The sequence below is a fragment of the Streptomyces viridochromogenes genome (assembly GCF_001270495.1).
Lineage (GTDB): Bacteria > Actinomycetota > Actinomycetes > Streptomycetales > Streptomycetaceae > Streptomyces > Streptomyces viridochromogenes_A.
Map to the genome: position 1 here is coordinate 1 of NZ_LGUR01000094.1, position 17,861 is coordinate 17,861.

Annotated in this window: 14 protein-coding genes and 1 pseudogene; 8 read left to right on the forward strand and 7 right to left on the reverse strand. The window is 71.4% G+C overall.

What is annotated here, in order from left to right:
- A pseudogene (locus ADK36_RS10080) lies at positions 1 to 704 on the reverse strand (hypothetical protein); the annotation flags it as partial.
- 68 nt (positions 705 to 772) lie between these two features.
- Positions 773 to 1,969: a PP2C family protein-serine/threonine phosphatase gene (locus ADK36_RS10085; RefSeq protein WP_048581348.1), complete on the reverse strand. Its 1,197-nt coding sequence runs from the start codon at positions 1,967 to 1,969 to the stop codon at positions 773 to 775.
- A gap of 109 nt (positions 1,970 to 2,078) precedes the next feature.
- Between ADK36_RS10085 and ADK36_RS10090 the strand changes: the two genes are divergently transcribed.
- The gene (locus tag ADK36_RS10090) at positions 2,079 to 2,543 is read left to right on the forward strand and encodes a hypothetical protein (RefSeq protein ID WP_048581349.1); all 465 of its coding nucleotides are present in this window, start codon (positions 2,079 to 2,081) and stop codon (positions 2,541 to 2,543) included.
- 219 nt (positions 2,544 to 2,762) lie between these two features.
- Positions 2,763 to 3,707 carry a hypothetical protein gene (locus ADK36_RS10095; protein ID WP_053197033.1) on the forward strand — a complete coding sequence of 315 codons (945 nt, stop codon included), beginning with the start codon at positions 2,763 to 2,765 and terminating at the stop codon, positions 3,705 to 3,707.
- Here the strand turns inward: ADK36_RS10095 and ADK36_RS10100 are convergent.
- Positions 3,610 to 4,941 (reverse strand): PLP-dependent aminotransferase family protein, encoded by a 1,332-nt coding sequence (locus ADK36_RS10100; protein ID WP_048581351.1) that lies wholly within the window; start codon positions 4,939 to 4,941, stop codon positions 3,610 to 3,612. The genes ADK36_RS10095 and ADK36_RS10100 overlap by 98 nt on opposite strands.
- A 108-nt stretch (positions 4,942 to 5,049) precedes the next feature.
- On the opposite strand from ADK36_RS10100, the gene ADK36_RS10105 reads away from it, so the two are divergent.
- A complete protein-coding gene (locus ADK36_RS10105; RefSeq protein WP_048581352.1) occupies positions 5,050 to 5,841 on the forward strand; it encodes an alpha/beta fold hydrolase in 792 nt (263 codons plus the stop codon).
- A gap of 21 nt (positions 5,842 to 5,862) precedes the next feature.
- Here the strand turns inward: ADK36_RS10105 and ADK36_RS10110 are convergent, their stop codons facing one another.
- The gene (locus ADK36_RS10110; protein ID WP_048581353.1) at positions 5,863 to 6,249 is read right to left on the reverse strand and encodes a hypothetical protein; all 387 of its coding nucleotides are present in this window, start codon (positions 6,247 to 6,249) and stop codon (positions 5,863 to 5,865) included.
- A gap of 183 nt (positions 6,250 to 6,432) precedes the next feature.
- Between ADK36_RS10110 and ADK36_RS10115 the strand changes: the two genes are divergently transcribed.
- Positions 6,433 to 7,443, forward strand: coding sequence for an endonuclease/exonuclease/phosphatase family protein (locus tag ADK36_RS10115; protein WP_048581354.1), 1,011 nt, complete (start codon positions 6,433 to 6,435; stop codon positions 7,441 to 7,443).
- A gap of 40 nt (positions 7,444 to 7,483) precedes the next feature.
- Positions 7,484 to 9,439 carry an FUSC family protein gene (locus ADK36_RS10120; protein ID WP_048581355.1) on the forward strand — a complete coding sequence of 652 codons (1,956 nt, stop codon included), beginning with the start codon at positions 7,484 to 7,486 and terminating at the stop codon, positions 9,437 to 9,439.
- 174 nt (positions 9,440 to 9,613) lie between these two features.
- On the opposite strand, the gene snpA is transcribed toward ADK36_RS10120, so the two are convergent.
- A complete protein-coding gene (gene snpA / locus ADK36_RS10125; protein ID WP_048581356.1) occupies positions 9,614 to 10,267 on the reverse strand; it encodes a snapalysin in 654 nt (217 codons plus the stop codon).
- Between the two features lie 172 nt (positions 10,268 to 10,439).
- On the opposite strand from snpA, the gene ADK36_RS10130 reads away from it, so the two are divergent.
- Positions 10,440 to 11,384: a LysR family transcriptional regulator gene (locus ADK36_RS10130; RefSeq protein ID WP_053197035.1), complete on the forward strand. Its 945-nt coding sequence runs from the start codon at positions 10,440 to 10,442 to the stop codon at positions 11,382 to 11,384.
- Positions 11,385 to 11,399: 15 nt separating this feature from the next.
- Here ADK36_RS10130 and ADK36_RS10135 read toward each other — a convergent pair whose 3' ends face one another.
- Entirely contained in the window at positions 11,400 to 13,478 is a 2,079-nt protein-coding gene (locus ADK36_RS10135) for a PhoX family protein (RefSeq protein WP_048581358.1), read from the reverse strand.
- A 207-nt stretch (positions 13,479 to 13,685) separates the two neighbouring features.
- A complete protein-coding gene (locus tag ADK36_RS50935) occupies positions 13,686 to 13,814 on the reverse strand; it encodes a hypothetical protein (protein ID WP_267887397.1) in 129 nt (42 codons plus the stop codon).
- 601 nt (positions 13,815 to 14,415) lie between these two features.
- Here ADK36_RS50935 and ADK36_RS10140 point away from each other — a divergent pair.
- Together ADK36_RS10140 and metG are read left to right on the forward strand one after the other, a co-directional pair.
- A complete protein-coding gene (locus ADK36_RS10140; protein ID WP_053197037.1) occupies positions 14,416 to 16,107 on the forward strand; it encodes a VWA domain-containing protein in 1,692 nt (563 codons plus the stop codon).
- An 84-nt stretch (positions 16,108 to 16,191) separates the two neighbouring features.
- Complete coding sequence (gene metG, locus ADK36_RS10145; RefSeq protein WP_048581360.1) at positions 16,192 to 17,808, forward strand: methionine--tRNA ligase; 1,617 nt, start codon at positions 16,192 to 16,194, stop codon at positions 17,806 to 17,808.
- Positions 17,809 to 17,861 lie beyond the last annotated feature (53 nt).

Genomic DNA, 17,861 nt, shown 5'->3' on the forward strand with positions numbered 1-17,861 from the left:
CCGCCCTCGCCCGGGACCCCAAGGACAGCGGTTTCGCCCGGCAAGCACAGGCGGTGGGGGAGCTGGGGCGGGGCGTATGCCGTCAGCACTATGTCGGTGCCGAGACCGCCCTCGCGGGAGATGCGTGTCAGGGCCTGCTGGTGGAGCTGGTCGAGAGGGGGCCGGTGGCCGCTGCGGAGGAGCGTCGCCACGGCCTTCATATACGCCGGGCCCGCCACCGTACGGCGACTCGGCGGCGGCGCGATGCGGCCGTAGACCGCGCTGTTGCGCCCCGAGTCGAGGGGGTGCGCGCCCAGCCACTGCCAGGTCTCGGCGTCGGCGTGCAGGTCGAGGAGGAGGGATGTCGAACCCGGTGCGCGCAGGCGCAGTTCCTCACGGAACCAGTGCCAGGGAAAGCCGGTGTAGCGGACGGTCGACGGTGTCGTCCGGGCCAGCGCGAGGTGGGGCAGGTGCTGGCGGCGGTCGAGGTGGAGCTGGCCCGTGACGAAGACGGTGAGCGGGGCCGGGGAGGCCGCGGCGGCGCGCAGGCGGGTGAGGACGGCCTGCGGTTCCAGGGGGTCGGCGAGTTCCACGACGTTCGCCGTGTCCGTGCCGGACAGCACCGTCGGCGGCACGGCGGCGAGGACGGGGAGCACGGAGGCGGCGTCCACCAGACAGCCCTTGCCCGCCGGGGCGGCGGCCAGCAGCAGCACGGTTCCGGGCATCGGTCCCTCCCCATCCCCCGTCGATCACGTAGGCAGCACCGTAACCGCTGCGGCTGCAAAGCGGGATCTCAGGACTCTTTACGCCCGATTCCGTCCGTATTCCCCACACCAGTTCTCCTCCGCCGCACCGCGAACACCGTCGTGTCGTCGGCCAGATGCCCGTCGCAGTGCCGCAACGTGCCGTCCCGCACGAAGGCGACCAGTCGCCGGGGCCGGGCGAGGTCCGGGTCGGCGCCGACGGCGGCGGCGACCTCGGTGGCGAGCGGGTAGAAGACGTCGTCGCCGTTGCGGGCCTCGGTCACGCCGTCCGTGGTCAGGAGCAGGGTCTCGCCGGGGCGGAGGGGCACCCGGTGCACGGGCGGCGGGCCGTCGGCGGGGTCGAGTTCGCCGAGGCCGAGGGGGAGACCGTGGCCGGGCGGCAGGGACCGTACGCCGTCGGGGCCGACGACGAGCGGGCAGTCGTGGCCGAGGAGCACGGCCTCCAGCGCCTCCCGCTCGTCCTCGGGGAAACCGAGCAGCACGGCGGTGGCGAACCGGTCGCCGTCCTCACTGCCGAGGGCCTCGCGCATGCGGATGTGCCGTTGCATGCGCACCTCCAGGCGTTGGGCGACCGTCGTCAGGTCCGGCTCGTGGTAGCCGGCCTCGCGGAACGTGCCGAGCAGCGCGGCCGCCGCCTCCACCGCCCCCAGCCCCTTGCCCTGGACGTCGCCGAGGATGACGCGGGTGCCGTACAGGCCGGTCTGGATGTCGTAGAAGTCGCCGCCGACCCTGGCCTCGCTGTCGGCGGCGAGATACACCGCCGCGTGCTCCAGGCCGCCCCAGCCCGGTGGCAGCGGGCGCAGCACGGTGCGGCGGATGGTCTCGGCGACGTCCTGGATGTGCAGCATGCGCTGCTCACCGCGTACCCGGACCACGCAGGCCAGCGTGGCGAGGACGCCGCCGATGCCGGCGAGGACGAGGTCGGGGATGCCGGCCTGGTACTCGTGCGGCAGGGCGGCGTCCGCGGCGAGGTAGGTGGCGGGCGCGAGCACCGCGAACGCGGCCGTCCCCCACACCCCGCAGATCGCGGCGGCGATACCGGGCACCAACACGATCCAGGACAGGATCCGGAAGTCGCTGCTGGTCCTGAAGTCGACCGACACGATGCCGACGAGCAGCAGCAGCGGCGGCACCCAGGCGACACTGCGGCCGCGTACGCGCAGCAGCTCCGGCCGGCGGGCGCCCTCGCGCCGCGGGCCGGCCTCCCCGCCGCTGACGGCCCTCATGGGCCTCAGCCAAACACGCCGATCAGCGAGCCGCATCCGGGTACCGACTTGCCAGCGGCCCGCTTCAGGTGTGCCCTGGATGGCGGGGCGAGGAGAGAGGAGTGCTCTCATGGCTCATGCGGCACCCGCGCCCGGCGGACGGACGGGGACGGCGCGAACGGGCACGGCCGGCACGAGGGGCCTGCCCGATGTGTTCAGCGCGCGGACGCACCGCGTGATGAGCGTGGCCGTACCGGTCGTCATGGGGCTCGTCTACGGCTACTGGGCCGCGGCGAACCGGCGCTCCGGCGGCGAGATCACGGGCTGGAACCTGCTCTTCGGCTTCGTCACCGCGATCGCGTTCATGGCGCTCTACGTCGCCGTCCGGTACGTCGCCGCACGCGTGATCCGCGAGGTCCACGCGCTCATGTGGGGCACCTTCGCGGGCGGCACGTTCGGGTTCCTGTACAGCCAGACCGACGCGTCGGTCCTCAAGTCCTCGCTCATGGGGCTCGCGATCGGCGCGGTCTGCTTCGTCGTGCTGTTCTACCGCTACTACACGCACGAGGACGCCCAGGGCCGCCGTATCGCCTGACGGACGGACGTGGGTAGACGGGTCGGCCCCGGCCGCCGATGGCGCGCCGGGGCCGGCCCGTTCCCCTTCATCCACCCACCCGAGGTGCGGGGCTGACCGCGGACCTCGCATATCCATGAGACACCCGTTCGGGTGAACGCTCCACCGGAGAGCGGAATCGTGCGGCCGTATGCAGGCACGGGGCTGGCGTCCACACCCCCGTGCCCCTTGCCTGAAAGGGTGCTCACCCGGCTGCGGAACGCCCTGTCGGCAGCGCTGATCGCGCTGTCGTGTCTCCTCGTGCCGTTCGGCGCGCTGGCGGCGTGGGTGACGTACGGGCTGGCGGACACCGGTCGCTACATCACCGCGATGGCGCCGCTCGCCGCCGATCCGGCCGTGCAGGGCGCGGTCGCGGACACGGTCGGGGCCGGGATCATGCGGGAGATCGACCACCGGATGAAGGCGTCCGCGGCGTCGCCGACGTCCCCCGAGTCACCCGAGCCGCCCGAGCCGGACACCGTGCGGCCCTTCGCGCAGGACGCGGTGCGTTCCTTCACCCGGACCGAGGCCTTCCGTACGGCGTGGGAAGCGGGCAACCGGGTGGTGCACGACGCCGTGCTGAGTGCCCTTCAGGACGGACGGGAGCGCGCGGTCACCGTCGACCTCGCGCCGGTCACCGCGCAGATCAAGCGCCAGCTCACCGACAGTCACGTCCCGTTGGCGCACCACATCCCGGTCGAGCACACCGAGGTCGCGCTGCTCCCGGCCCATGAGGTGCACCGCCTCAGGAAGGGGTACGAGGTGCTCGAAGTCGCCGGCTTCTGGCTGCCCGTCGCGGCGGCGGTGCTCGCCTCCGCCGGCATCGCGGTCGCCGCCTGCCGCCGCCGCGCGGTCACGGCGACCGCCCTGGGCTCGGCCCTCGGCGGCGCCTTCCTGCTCCTCGCGGTCGCGATCGGCCGCCGGCTCACCCTGGCCGACCTGCCGGACCCGGCCCACCGCCCGGCCGCGGGCGCGATCTACGACGCCCTGACGGCGACCCTGCGCAACGTGTCCTGGCTCCTGATCGTCCTCGGCCTGACGGTCGCCCTCACCTGCCGCCTGGCGCACCTCCTCGCACAACACCGGCGAGTCTGCGCAACGCCCACCGCAGATCCGGCCCGGGAACCGAACCGAGCCCGAGCCTGACCGCGTCCGGGGTGCGGCTCGGATCGACCGCGAAGGCGGGCCCCGGCGTCACCGCGACGCCCCGCGCGGCCGCGGCTGCCGTGAAGGTGTCCGCGCGCCAGGGGGCGGGCAGCTCCCACCAGACGTGATAGGCGCGCGGGTCGGACCGGACGGTGAACCCGCGCAACTCCTCCTCGGCGATGCGCTGCCGACGCGCCGCGTCCGCCCGCTTCGCCGTGACCAGCCGCTCCACCGTCCCGTCCTCGACCCACCGCACGGCCGCCGCCACCGCGAACCGCCCCGCGCTCCACCCGCCGGACCGGACGGCCGCCGCCACCGCCTCGACGCGCTCCTCCGGTACGACGACGAAGCCGACGGTGAGACCGGGGGCGACGCGCTTGGAGAGGCCGTCGACGACATGGGTGAGGCCGGGCGCGTGGACGGCGAGGGGGTCGTCGTCCGTGAGGAAGGACCAGATGCGGTCCTCCACGACCGGGATGTTCAAGTCACTTGCCGTGAATGCCAGTTGACGTCTGCGTTCGGGGCTGGTCGTCACCGACGTCGGGTTGTGCAGGGTCGGCTGGAGGTACAGCGCGGCCAGGGGCGCCGTGCGGTGGACGGCGGCGACGGACTCCGGACGTGGGCCCTCCTCGTCGGTGGCCAGCGGCACCAGGGTGATGCCCAGCCGGGCGGCGATCTCCTTGACCACGGGGTACGTCAGCGCCTCGACGCCGACCCGGCCGCCGGGCCGGACCAGGGAGGCGAGGGTGGCGGCGACGGCCTGGCGGGCGTTGCCGGTGAACAGGACGCGGTCGGGGACGGGGCGCCAGCCCGGGGTGGCGAGGAGGGCGGCCGCCGCCTGACGGGCCTCGGGTGTGCCGGTGGCCGCGGCCGGGCTCAGGGCCTCGGTCAGGACGTCGGGACGCAGCAGCGGGGCGAGAGCCGGGGCGAGGAGCTCCGACTGGCCGGGCGCGGAGGGGTAGTTGAGTTCCAGGTTGACCGGCGCCGCGGTCGCGGCCTCGACCAGCGCCCGCCCGGTACCCGCCGGCGCGGCCCGCACGAAGGTCCCGCGGCCGACCTCGCCGACGACCAGGCCCCGCCGCACGAGTTCGGCGTACACCCGCCCCGCCGTGGACCCGGCGATCCCGCGCCGCCGCGCGAACGCCCGCTGCGGGGGCAGGCGTTCACCGGGCTTGAGCCGCCCGGCGGCGATGTCGTCGGCCAAGCGGTCGGCGAGACGCCGGTAGTCGTCCATCAGTCATCCATCCGGTTCACGAGCTCCCCCAGACGCGGCTTCCCCGGATTGCACCGAGGGCAAAGATCTTATTGCACCGAGCAGTTGGGCCGATCTAGGGTCGTCCACATGAGCCCCTTCCTCGCATACGAGGACAAAGGCGTCGATACGGCTTCGGCTGCGGCCGCGACCCCTCTTGTCCTCGTCCACGGCCACCCCTTCGACCGCACGATGTGGGCCCCGCAGATCGAGACCTTCTCCGCCACCCGCCGCGTCATCGCCCCCGACCTGCGCGGCTACGGCGCCTCCCCGGTCGTACCCGGCGTCACCCCGCTCTCCGCCTTCGCCCGGGACATCGAGGCCCTGCTGGACGACCTGAAGGTGGAGACCTTCGTGCTGGCGGGCCTGTCGATGGGCGGCCAGATCGTCATGGAGTGCTACGCCCGCTTCCCCGGCCGCATCCGGGGCCTGGTCCTCGCGGACACCTTCCCGGCGGCGGAGACGGCGGAGGGCAAGCGGGCGCGGGGCGCCATGGCGGACCGGCTGCTGCGCGAGGGCATGCGCGGATACGCCGGCGAGGTACTGGAGAAGATGGTCGCGCCGTACGCCGACGCCCAGGTCAAGGCCCACGTCCACCGCATGATGACGGCGACACCGCCCGAGGGCGCCGCGGCAGCCCTGCGCGGCCGCGCCGAACGCCCCGACTACCGCGACCTGCTGACCAGGGTCACGGTCCCCGCCCTGGTCGTCGTCGGCGCCGACGACGCCTACACCCCCGTGTCGGACGCGGAGGCGATGCACGCCGCACTCCCCGACTCGACACTGCGGGTCATCGAGGGGGCGGCACACATGCCGAACCTGGAGCGGCCGGGGGAGTTCAACGAGGCGCTGGGGGAGTTCCTGGTGGCGGTGGACGGATGACGGGTGCTCACTGACGGGTGCTCACTCGGGCGGATAGTCGCCCAGCATGTAGATGAGCGTGATGCCGACGAAGTACAGGCCGATCGGTACCGCGTGCCAGGCCCGGCCGTCCTCCCCGGTCAGTCGAAGCGCGACGAAACCCCAGTTGGCCAGCAGGGCGAGCATGACGGTGACATCGATGAGGGATATCGACTGCCACACTCCCGCCAGGAGTTGTCGTTGGCCTCGATACCTGTTCGCCAGCAGGACCAGGCACAGGACCAGGGAGCCGGCGCCGAAGCCGGCAGCCACCTGCCAGGTCGGGTACCGGCCGAGCTGCGTCCCGGACACCCACAGCGACGCCGTCGTGCAGCTCAGGATCAGCAGTGTGCCGATCCAGAAACAGACGAGCCCACTCCGAGTGATCATGACTGCGTCATCTCGATTCTCCCTCTCCCACTCGATGACCGGCGCCACATCATGCGCGCGCATCCCCGGGACCCGTCCCACCCGACGCAACCTTCGCCCCGCGACCCCCGTCTTTGAGGGAGGATTCGGGCATCCCACCCACGAGACCACCCACGACACCACTCACGAGCGGAAGGCCGGGACTTGGACACTGCGGCTGCCGAGTGGACGGCACCCCCGGACGGCAGGACCGGGCGGCGGGCCGGGCGGCGGGTTGGCGCATGGGCCGCCGGGCTGCTGTTCCTGGGGGTCGGCGTGGTCGTCGGCTGCCGGGTCGCCGACACCGACGGCATCACCCCCGTCCCGCAGTTCCTCGCCTTCCTGCCGTGGCTGCTCGTGCCGACCGGCTTCGGGCTGCTGCTCGCCCTGTACGCGCGCTGGTGGTTCGGCGTCGTGTGGGCCGTCGTCCTGCTCGGGCTGCTGGCGTGGTTCATCGAGCCGTACGGGAAGACCGGTCAGCCCGGCGGCCGTCCGCTCGTCTCCTTCCGGGTGCTGACCTCGAACGTCGAGTTCGGACAGGCGACCGACGCCCTCGTCGCCGCCGTCCGTCGCGAGAAGCCGGACCTCGTGTTCGTCCAGGAGTGCGAGTACACCTGCGACGCCAGGCTCAGGAAGGCCCTCGGCACCGACTATCCGCACCGGGCGGCACAGGTGGCCGCGGGCTCCGCGGGATCGGTGATCCTCAGCCGCTTCCCGCTCGACCCCGCCGGACCCGCCGACACAGTCACCGGCACCATGGCCATGCCCGGCGCCGTCGCCGACGTACGCGGACATGCCGTACGGCTCCAGCTCGCGCACCCCATGCCGCCGCTGCCCGGACACGTCGACCTGTGGCGCCGGGAACTCGGTGAGCTGCGGGACTTCGCCGTGGCGGACACGAGGTCGCCCCTCATCGTCGCCGGCGACTTCAACGCCTCCCAGGACCACGCCGCCTTCCGCCGCATCCTCGACACCGACCTGCGCGACGCCGCCCGGCTCACCGGCCACGACCGCACGCCCAGCTGGCCGGCCGACACCACCCCGGCCTTCGGGGCGCAGATCGACCACGTGCTCCTCTCCACCGGCCTCTCCGCCCGCGCCGCCCGCTTCCTCGACCTGGCGGGCACCGACCACCGCGCCCTGCTCGTCGACGTCACGCTTCACCAGCGCGGATGAGGCCGACGACGCGCTGAACAGGGGTGCTCATAATGGGCGCATGCCCCGCGAGTTCCCCATCGGCCTCACACCTCCCGACTGGCTGGTGCGGAACCTCCGGGCCCAGCCGGCCCCCGTCAACCGGCCCGCCGCGGTCCGCGCCGCGATCGCGATCGCCCTCCCGCTGGCCATCGGACTGGCCGTCGACCGCCCCTTCTACGGCGCCCTCGCCTCGATGGGCGCCCTCAACGGCGTCATCAGCGACACCGCCGCCGCCTACCGCGTCCGCATCCCCACCATCGCGATCCCCCAGCTCTTCGGCGCCGTCGGCGTCACCCTCGGTGCCGCGGTGTACGGCCACGGCTGGGCCGCCGTCGCCGCCGTCACCGGCGTCGCGCTGGTCTCCGGGATGATCTCGACGATCGGCGCGGTCGCCTCCGCGGCGGGCCTGGTCCTGCTGCTGACCTGCGTGGTCGGCGCGGGCCTTCCGATGCCGGGCGACTGGTGGCTGGCACCGCTGCTGATGTCCGGCGGCGGCCTGCTCGTCCTGCTCCTCGCGCTGCTCGCCTGGCCGCTCAGGTCGGGGGTGCCGGAGCGAGCGGCGGTCGCGGACACCTACCGCAAGGTCGCCGAACTGCTGGCGGCCGGAGGAGGGAGCGGCACCGGCAGCACCCTGGCGTACGACGACGCCCGGCACGCCGTCACCCAGTCCCTGAACCAGTCGTACGACATCATCCTCGCGCACCGCGCCCGCCATCACGGCCGCAGTCCCGAACTCACCCGCCTGCTGGCCCAGTTGAACGCCATCACCCCGGTCGTGGAGGCGGCCCCCGCCGCCCGCCTCAGCGGCCACCCCCTCCCGCCCGAGGTCCCACAGGCCGTACGGCATCTCGCCGACGCCGTGGAGACCGGCTCCACCGGCCCGACCGCCCTGAAGCTCCCCACCCCGGCCACCGAGACGGCCCGCGCGGTCGACCACGCCCTGCGCCACGCCGCCGACGTCGTGACCACCCCGGACGTCGACCCACGCGGCATCGACGACCGCCTCGGCCGCCCGGCCGCGCTCAGCATCCGCGCCGCCCGCGCCCTGCGCAACGTGACGCTCTCCGCCGCCTCCTGGCGCTACGGCCTGCGCCTCGCCCTGTGCATCGGGCTGGCCCAGACCCTGGTGTCGATCATCCCGGTCCCCCGCTCCTACTGGGTCGCCCTCACCATCACCTTCGTCCTCAAGCCCGACTTCGGCTCCGTGTTCTCCCGCGCCCTGCTGCGCGCCCTCGGCACGGTCGCCGGGCTGGTGATCGCGGCGGCGGTGCTCGCGGAGGTGCCGCGCGGCTGGTGGGACGTACCGGTGCTGTTCCTCCTCGCCCCCCTCGTCCCGGCCCTCACCCCGCGCGGCTACGGCTACCAGACGGCCGCCATCACCCCGGTGATCCTGCTCCTGTCCGACGTCCTGAACCGCCAGGGCACCGCACTGCTCCTGCCCCGCCTGGTCGACTCCCTGATGGGCTGCGCCATCGCCCTGATCGCCGGATACCTCCTCTGGCCGGAGAGCTGGCACACCCGGGTCGGCGACCGGCTCGCGGACGCGGTGGAGGACACGGCCCGCTATGTGGAGGGCGCCTTCGGCCCCGACGCCGTCGACCCCCCGGCCCGCGCCCGCATGCGCCGCCGCCTCTACCGCAACCTCTCCGGTATCCGCACCGAGTTCCAGCGCGCCCTGACCGAACCCCCGCCCACCGGCCGCCGCGCCGCCGCCTGGTGGCCCCTGGTCGTCGCCGTGGAACGCATCGTCGACGCGACGACAGCGGCCCGGGTAAGCGTGAAGCACGGCTCAGCTCCCCCGTCGGCAGCCGAGGTGACCCAGGTAGCCCTCCAGCTGCGGGAGCTGGCGGAGGGAGTCCGGAAGGCCGAGACCCTGTACGAGGTCCGCACGGACCTCACCGGCCCATCAGGCAGCGTCCTGGAGCCCCTGCGCCAGGAGGTGGCAGCGGCAAGAGCAATCGCCTCGCCTCATTAGGGCTGCCTGGGCGGCAACATCCCAGGGGCGCGGGGAACTGCGCGATCAACCACACCCAACCGGCAGCCGCCCGCAGAGCCAAGCCACCCGAGCTATCAGGCGCCCCAAAAGCCGGCGCGGCCGCCCCGTGCAGGAGGGCGACCGCGCCATGTGGGGGGTGGAACCGGGGCAGACCTATCGGCCGACCTTCTCCAACGCCTTGTCCATCGCGGCAGCGAACCCGTTGGCCCACAGCTGATCCACGCGGGCCCTCTCGTTCGCATCCGGGACGGAATTCGTGCAGGACGGGCCAGGCCCGCCCCCCGACATCAGCTCACTGCACGGCCCCTCGTAGTGGTCCGGCAGCCCCAGCACATGCCCCGTCTCGTGCGCGGTGACGCGAGTCGAGTCGTACTCCTTGTTCTGCTGGTAGTCGAGGAAGATATAGCCGTTGCCGTGACCGTCGGTCGAGGCATAGGAGCCGCGTGAGTCATTGCCCTCGCGGTAGGTGAAGTCGGCGTTCGAGCCCTGCTGGAGCTTGACGTTGGACACGGCACCGTTCCATATCTCGGTGCTGCGGGCTATCTGCGCGCTGAACGTCGGCGCCGCGGAGGCGTCGTAGGTGACGGTGACGGCAGCGGCGCTCGGATTCGCGGCGCGCTTCTCGGCGACGGACTTCAGGACCGCCTCGAAGAACGCCCGACTGGAGTCGGACTCAGCGGACTTGGCGACGTATCCGGCGTGGACGGGGGCCGCCGTCGCCGGAGCCGCCGTACCGAGACCGAGGGCCGCGACACCGAGGCCGACCGCCATCGCCGTACGGGCGGACAGGGACTTGGACATACGCATTGATGACTCCTAGGTGGGGGGTGAGTCGTCAAGGCGAGTGTCGGCGCCTGTGAGGCCGCTGTGATGATGGCAATCGGTGATAGCACGGCCCTATCGGGGTCCCAATTGGCAGGGGTCCGGGGGGATTTGTGCGGCTGGTGAAACCCGTTGTTCCGCTTTAGTCTCCGAGGGCATGGACCTTGAGGTCAGACACCTCCGCGCGCTGTGCGCCATAGCCGACACCGGCAGTCTGCACCGGGCCGCCCGCCAGCTGGGCGTCGCCCAGCCATCGCTCAGCACGCAACTGCGGCGGATCGAGCAGGAACTGGGCGGCGCGCTGTTCGTGCGCGCGAGATCCGGCTGCCGTCCCACCCCGCTGGGCCGTCTGGTCCTCAGCCGCGCCCGCCCGCTGGTGGCCGATATGCGTGCCCTGGTCGCCGAGGCGCGGGCGGCCGCGATGGGCGGTCCGGAGCTGCGGGTCGGTTCGACGGCGAGCAAGGCCCTCGCGGGCTGGCTGCGCCGGCTGCGCGGCCACGGCCAGGACCCGACCCTCCATATGAACGTCTCCCCGAACGCCCTGCTCCGCATGGTCGCCGACGGCCAGCTGGACGTCGCCTTCGTGCACGAGGTGGAGGGCTCCCCCCTGCGCATCCCGTCCGAACTCCGGCTACGCGTGTTGATGGAGCGGGAGCCGCAGTTCGTGTCTCTGCCGACCGACCACCCGGCCGCGGCGAAGGCGGAGGTCACCCTCTTCGACCTGGCCGACGACCGCTGGATGGTCGACCCGACGGTGGACGGCGAGTGGGACGCCGTGCAGCGGATGTTCCGCGCGGCCGGGGTCAGCCCCCAGGTCCTGCACGGCGACTACTACACGGCCGACGCCCTGGTCGCCACCGGTGAGGTGGTCGCCGTCTGCCAGCCGACCCACGCCGACAGCCCCACCATGGCGGTACGGCGCCTGTGCGGCGACCCGCTCGGCGTACGGCTGCTCCTCGCGGCCCGTACGGGGACGGACCTGGACGGCGTCTACCCCGCGCTGGAGGAGGCGTACTGGGAGGCGGCGCGGCAGGCACCGGCGTACCGGGAATGGCTGGAACACGACGGCGAGCGGCAACCGCCGGTCCCAGCACTCCCGTGACCGGTGTCCGTGGGGTCAGACGCCGATGTCGCAGCCGTCCTTGCGCCAGACCGCCACGACCGCCGGCCGGTTGATCTTCCCCGCCCCGTCCGGCCAGGCGCTCAGCGGCTTCTCGGCCGTCGCGCCGTCGATCTCGCCCGGGTGCTGCACGGCGACGAGCACCCGGCGGTCCTGGATGAGCGGTCCGCAGGTCTCCGCGCCCTTGGGCACGGTGAGGAACTGCTTGAGCTCACCACGCCGTTCACCGCGCGTAGCGACCCCGAAGAGGCCGTCGTGCGAGCCGAGCTGGTTGCCGTCGGTGGAGATCCACAGGTTGCCGTACGAGTCGAAGGCGACGTTGTCCGGGCAGGAGATCGGGGAGACGTCCTCCTTCGGGAACCCGGCGAAGTAGGTGGCCGGGTCCTCCGGGTCGCCCGCCACCAGGAACAGCGTCCAGGCGAACTTCTTGCTGTCGGCGCGGTTCCAGCGCTCGGTCAGCTCCAGGACCTGGCCGTGCTTGTTGGCGTTGCGCGGGTTGGCCTCGTCGGCCTTGGCGTTCGACCCGACACCGCGGTTGGTGTTGTTGGTGAGGGCGACGTACACCTTGCCGGTGTGCGGGTTGGGCTCGATGTCCTCGGGCCGGTCCATCTTGGTGGCGCCGACCTTGTCACCGGCGAGCCGCGTGAAGACGAAGACCTCGTCGGCGGTCATGCCCTCGACGTGCGAGACGGCACCGTCGGCGGTGGCGGTGGCCAACGGGATCCACTCACCGCTGCCGTCGAACTCGCCGTCGGCCGGAAGCTTGCCGGTGCCGTCGATCTCGATGGCGGGCGAGTCACCGGTGAGCTTGGCGACGTAGAGCGTCCCCTCGTCGAGCAGCGAGAGGTTGTGCTCCCGCACGGCCCGTGACTGGCCCTTCTTCATCCGCTTGCTGCCGATGAACTTGTAGAAGTAGTCGAAGCGCTCGTCGTCACCGGAGTAGACGACGGGGCGCCCGTCCTCGGTCAGCCGAACCGTGGCCCCCTCGTGCTTGAAGCGCCCGAGTGCGGTGCGCTTGCGCGGCTTGGAGGTGGGGTCGTACGGGTCGAGCTCGACGACGAACCCGAACCGGTGCGACTCGTTCGGCTCCTGGGCGACGTCGAACCGCTTGTCGAACCGCTCCCACTTGCGCTCGCTCGCGCCGGTGCCGAGGCCGTACCGCTTGTCGGTCGCGCGGGTGGCGTTGGCGAAGTACTGGTTGAAGTTCTCCTCGCCGTGCAGCGTGGTGCCCCACGGGGTGACGCCGCCGGAGCAGTTGTTGAGCGTGCCGAGGACCTTGGTGCCGGTCGGGTCGGCGGAGGTCTTCAGCAGGTCGGAGCCGGCGGCGGGCCCGGTGACCTTGAACTCGGTGGTGGCGGTCACACGCCGGTTGAGCGGGTGCCGCGGCACGGCGGTGAGCTTCCCGCTGCGCCGGTCCCCCTCGACGACGACGGCGGAGAGCCCGTGCGCGGCCCAGGCGACCTCGACCTGCTGCTTCGTCGGGTTGGCGGCGTCGTAGCCACGGAACATGAGCACTTCGTCGGTGTACTCGTGATTGGCGACGAGGATCTGCCGGTTGCGCTCACCCGGCAGCGGAAGGAGAGCAAGGAAGTCGTTGTTGTACCCGAACTGCTTGGCCTGGGCCTCGCCGGTCTGGTTCTCCGGGTCGAAGGCGGGGGCGCCGCGCAGGATGGGCTCGCCCCAGCGGATGACGATGTTCTGCGCGTAGCCGCCCGGGATGGTCACGGTGTCGGCGGTGTTCGGCGCGACGGGGCTGAAGCGCAGGCCACGGGCACCGCGCGAGAAGGTACCGCCGGTCTTCTCACCCACGGCGGCGGCCTCGGCGGCGTCCGCCTGCGGCGCGGCCACGGTGACGGTGCCGCTCACGGCGGCGGCCGCGGTGACGACGGCGGCGGCGCGCAGCGTCGTACGGCGGCTGACGGCTTCGGCGATGACGTCACCGACGTACGGGTTCGTGGTGGTGTTGGGCACCTCGTGGAAACAGGCGTCACCACACCGGAACCGGCAGGTCAGGGCGGATCGCCCAGCAGAGTGCGAATCACTGTTCGTTCGGACGATCGGCAACGGAATGCGCATGGTGTTTTGTTCTCCCCTTGCTTCCCCTTTAGTGCAGCGTGGGGGACGGTAGGGGCACGTTTGTGCGGGAGCGGGGCCGTCGGGTGAACTGAAGGTGAACTAGAGGTATCCGTACGACAGTTGAGGCCCTGCCCGCGGCGCACACCGCGGGCAGGGCCCTCCGCGGGACGCAAAGGAGGCCCAAGGACCAAAGGCGTCGCGCGCCCGTCAGGACTTCGTCCACAGGAGAACCAGGGCGAGGACCACCGCGGCGTGGCTGAGCGTGCTGAAGTCGTAGGTGTTGCCGGTCTCGGTGTCGCGGATGGTCGGGTACGGCCGGGTGGACGCGTCGTCCACCCACTCCGAACGGCCCGAGCAGGGTCAGGACGATCGCACAGAGGACCGTAAGGGCGACGGAGAGGGTCAGCTTCGCACGACTTCTTCCGGGTACGCGCCCGACCAAGACGCTGGCACTCATGCCCTCTCTCCAATACGGGAGGTGGCGGTCGGGCGCCCGCACAGCTGAGTCCTGAGACCAGCGGGAACGCTCCCAGACCGAACGAGTCATGAGCGTCAGCGATCGAGCAAATAGGCGTCAACCTTCCACCAGTAGACACAAATCGCCCCTTTGGTCGCACCTTTACCGTTTTCCTGCCTCACTCACCCCAAAAGGAACTCCGGAAAATCACCCACCGCACCCCAAACCACATGATCGAGAATTACTGATCGCGCTTGACGAAGTAATTGCCCGCGCGTCACGTGATGGCCACCTTCCTTACGCGACTGCAAACGATCACGCGTGGAAAGGGCGAGGGATTCACCTGGCGCGACGGGGACCTTGACGAAGACGCCTTCCCGTGACAGCCCCTCCCCAAGATCACCACCCGGGGCCGCTAACCTTACGTGTCCGTCCTGGCCAGGGATCTACGGGCATCAACTCACGCGAAGGGTTGCGCACATGGGCATTCTCACTCTCCTGCGGAACGCGTTCGGCCGGTCACGCAAGGGGCGTACCGCCGAAGCAGAGGGTGCGACTCCCGCGCCGGAACCGCAGGTCACAGTCCCGTCCCCGTCCCCGGAACCGCAGCCGACGGCCACCGCGCAGGTGCCGGAGCCGCGGGTACCGGAAGAGACGACGAGGCCGGAGCCGGCCCCGCAGGCCGACAACGCCGACAAGCTCGACAAGTCCGACGGAACCGAACAGGCGGAGGACGGAGAACACGAGCTGGTCTCGGCCGCGTTCGACAACGTCACGGTGCCGAAGGCGGCGGAGCCGGAGCCGGAGCCGGATGCGGTGGCGAAGGCGACGGAGGAAGCTCCGGTGACGGAAGCTCCGGTGGCTGAGGAGCCTGCGGTCGAGGAGCCCGCGACGGAAGCGCCGGTGGCCGAGGAGCCCGTGACGGAGACGGCGGCGACGGAAGCCTCGGTGGCTGAGGAGCCTGCGGTCGAGGAGCCCGCGACGGAAGCTCCGGTGGCCGACGAGCCCGTGACGGAAGCGCCGGTGGCGGAGACGGCGGTGGTCGAGGAGGCCGAGGCGGAGGTACCGGTCGCCGAGGAACCGGCGGCTGACGAGCCTGTCGCGGAGACGCCGGCGGTCGAGGAGCCGGTCGTAGAGGAGCCGACTGCCGAGGAGCCCGCCGCCGAGGTCGAGGCCGAGTCGGCTGCCGCCGAGCCTGCCGCGGAGGCGCCCGTCACCGAGGAGACCACCCCGGTTGCCGCGGCTGCGGAAGCGGCACCGGAGCCGGTCGCCGAGGTCGCCCCCGAAGCGACGCCGGAGCCCGAGCCCGTTGCCGAGCCGGCCGCCGAGGTCACGCCCGAGCCCGTGGACGAGGAGACCGCCCCCCACGAGCCCGCGGCCGCCGACGGTGGGGAAGCCCCACAGGGGCCACTCGCAGCCGACGACGAAAGCAGCACGGGTGGTGCGAGTGGGAACCCGGAGGCCGAAGGCGAAGCCGAGGCCTCCCCGGCCACGGTCACCCCCGCGGTCGAAGGCGAGGCCAAGCCCACGGCCCCCCACCTCCCCGCGGGCCTCCTCACCGCCTACAACTCCGCCGGCACGACCCTCACCAAGCTCGACCTCGCCACCACCCGAGCCAAGGTCTACCTCGTCCTCGACCGCTCCGCGAGCATGCGCCCGTACTACAAGGACGGCTCCGCCCAGGCCCTCGCCGAGCAGACCCTCGCCCTCGCCGCCCACCTGGACCCCGAGTCCACCAAGGTCCACGTCACCTTCTTCTCCACGGAGGTGGACGGCACCGGCGAGCTCACCCTCCCCGACCACGAGAACAAGATCGACGACCTGCACGCGGGCCTCGGCCGCATGGGACGTACCAGCTACCACGTCGCCGTGGAGGACGTCCTCGCCCACCACGCCAAGGAAGCACCCGGCACCCCCGCCCTGGTCGTCTTCCAGACCGACGGCGCCCCCGACGCGAAGACCCCCGCCACCCAGGCCCTGACCGACGCGGCGAAGAAGCACCCCACCGTCTTCTTCTCCTTCGTCGCCTTCGGTGACCCGGAGAACAAGGCCTTCGACTACCTCCGCAAGCTGAAGCTGGCCAACACGTCCCACTTCCTGGCCGGCGAGACCCCGAAGGAGCTCACGGACGCGGAGGTCTACGAGGGCATCCTGGCGAACTGGCGTCCGTAAACAGCGACGCCCGGGGGGTGGACGGCGGTCCACCCCCCGAAACGCGTGTGAGTCGATCTTCACGGGACCAGTAGGATTTCGACCATGGCGGCCACTGGATCCGAGAAGCAGGGTGGAAAGGCGTTCTACGTCACCACCCCCATTTATTACGTCAACGACGCTCCTCACCTGGGCCACGCCTATACGACCGTCGCAGGCGACGTGCTCTCCCGCTGGCACCGTCAGCGTGGCGAGAAGGTGTGGTACCTCACCGGCACGGACGAGCACGGTCAGAAGATCATGCGCACCGCGAACGCCAACGGAGTGTCTCCGCAGGAGTGGTGCGACAAGCTCGTGGAGGAGGCATGGAAGCCCCTCTGGGAGCACCTGGAGATCGCGAACGACGACTTCATCCGCACCACGCAGAAGCGGCACACCGACCGTGTGCAGGAGTTCGTCCAGGACCTGTACGACAAGAACGAGATCTACAAGAGCAGCTACGAGGGCCCGTACTGCGTCGGCTGCGAGGAGTACAAGCTCCCCGGTGAGCTCCTCGACGGCGAGGGCGAGTACGCGGGTCAGAAGCTGTGCCCGATCCACAAGAAGCCAGTGGAACTCCTCCAGGAGGAGAACTACTTCTTCAAGCTGAGCGAGTACACCGACAAGCTGCTCGCCCACTACGAGGCCAACCCGGACTTCATCCAGCCCGAGTCCGCGCGCAACGAGGTCGTGAACTTCGTGAAGCAGGGGCTTCAGGATCTCTCCATCTCCCGCTCGACGTTCGACTGGGGCATTCCGATCCCGTGGGACGACAAGCACGTCATCTACGTCTGGATCGACGCGCTGCTGAACTACGCCACGGCGGTCGGCTACAACGAGAACCCGGAGAAGTTCGAGTCGACCTTCCCCGCGGACGTCCACCTCGTCGGCAAGGACATCCTCCGCTTCCACGCGATCATCTGGCCGGCCATGCTGATGGCGAACGGCCTCCCGCTGCCGGGCAGGATCGCGGCCAACGGCTGGCTGATGGTCGGCGGCGAGAAGATGAGCAAGTCCAACCTGACCGGCATCAAGCCGCAGGACCTGACCTCGCATTTCGGCGTGGACGCGTACCGCTGGTACTTCCTGCGCGCGATCGCCTTCGGCCAGGACGGCTCGTTCTCCTGGGAGGACTTCTCCGCCCGCTACACCAGCGAGCTGGCGAACGACTACGGCAATCTCGCCTCCCGCGTGGCGGCCATGGTCGGCAAGTACTTCGGCGGCGAGCTGCCGGCTTCGGCGGCCGACGGCGACGCCGAGAAGGCGATCCACGACGGTCTGGCCAAGGCGGTCGCGGAGGCCGACCGGAAGATCGGTGAGGAGCTGGACTTCCAGGGCGGCATCCTGGCGGTCTTCGACTTCGTCAAGCAGGTCAACGGCTACATCACCGAGCAGGAGCCCTGGAAGGTCGCCAAGGACGACAGCGAGCAGGGCCGCGCCCGGCTCGCGACCATCCTCTACACCGCCGCGGAGTCCCTGCGTGCCGTCGCGGTCCTGTTGAACCCGGTCATGCCGGAGACCTCCCAGAAGCTCTGGGACTCCCTGGGCGCGGAGTCGTCCCTCGGCTCCCTCGCGGACCAGAAGGTCCAGGAGGCCGGCGACTGGGGCGGACTCCCGGCCGGTACCACGGTCACGAAGGGCGCTGTCCTCTTCCCGCGCCTGGAGGAGAAGCCGACGGCGTAGTAACGCACGGGGCAGTACGGCAGGGCAGGGCCCGGGAAGGAACTTTCCCGGGC

Bases quoted from the DNA above. Each gene is read 5' to 3' on its own strand.
- metG (WP_048581360.1), top strand. From the start codon at position 16,192: ATGGCGGCCACTGGATCCGAGAAGCAGGGTGGAAAGGCGTTCTACGTC.
- snpA (WP_048581356.1), bottom strand. From the start codon at position 10,267: ATGCGTATGTCCAAGTCCCTGTCCGCCCGTACGGCGATGGCGGTCGGC.
- ADK36_RS10100 (WP_048581351.1), bottom strand. From the start codon at position 4,941: ATGGACGACTACCGGCGTCTCGCCGACCGCTTGGCCGACGACATCGCC.
- ADK36_RS10135 (WP_048581358.1), bottom strand. From the start codon at position 13,478: ATGCGCATTCCGTTGCCGATCGTCCGAACGAACAGTGATTCGCACTCT.
- ADK36_RS10120 (WP_048581355.1), top strand. From the start codon at position 7,484: ATGCCCCGCGAGTTCCCCATCGGCCTCACACCTCCCGACTGGCTGGTG.
- ADK36_RS10110 (WP_048581353.1), bottom strand. From the start codon at position 6,249: ATGATCACTCGGAGTGGGCTCGTCTGTTTCTGGATCGGCACACTGCTG.
- ADK36_RS10105 (WP_048581352.1), top strand. From the start codon at position 5,050: ATGAGCCCCTTCCTCGCATACGAGGACAAAGGCGTCGATACGGCTTCG.
- ADK36_RS10085 (WP_048581348.1), bottom strand. From the start codon at position 1,969: ATGAGGGCCGTCAGCGGCGGGGAGGCCGGCCCGCGGCGCGAGGGCGCC.
- ADK36_RS10130 (WP_053197035.1), top strand. From the start codon at position 10,440: ATGGACCTTGAGGTCAGACACCTCCGCGCGCTGTGCGCCATAGCCGAC.
- ADK36_RS10090 (WP_048581349.1), top strand. From the start codon at position 2,079: ATGGCTCATGCGGCACCCGCGCCCGGCGGACGGACGGGGACGGCGCGA.
- ADK36_RS10140 (WP_053197037.1), top strand. From the start codon at position 14,416: ATGGGCATTCTCACTCTCCTGCGGAACGCGTTCGGCCGGTCACGCAAG.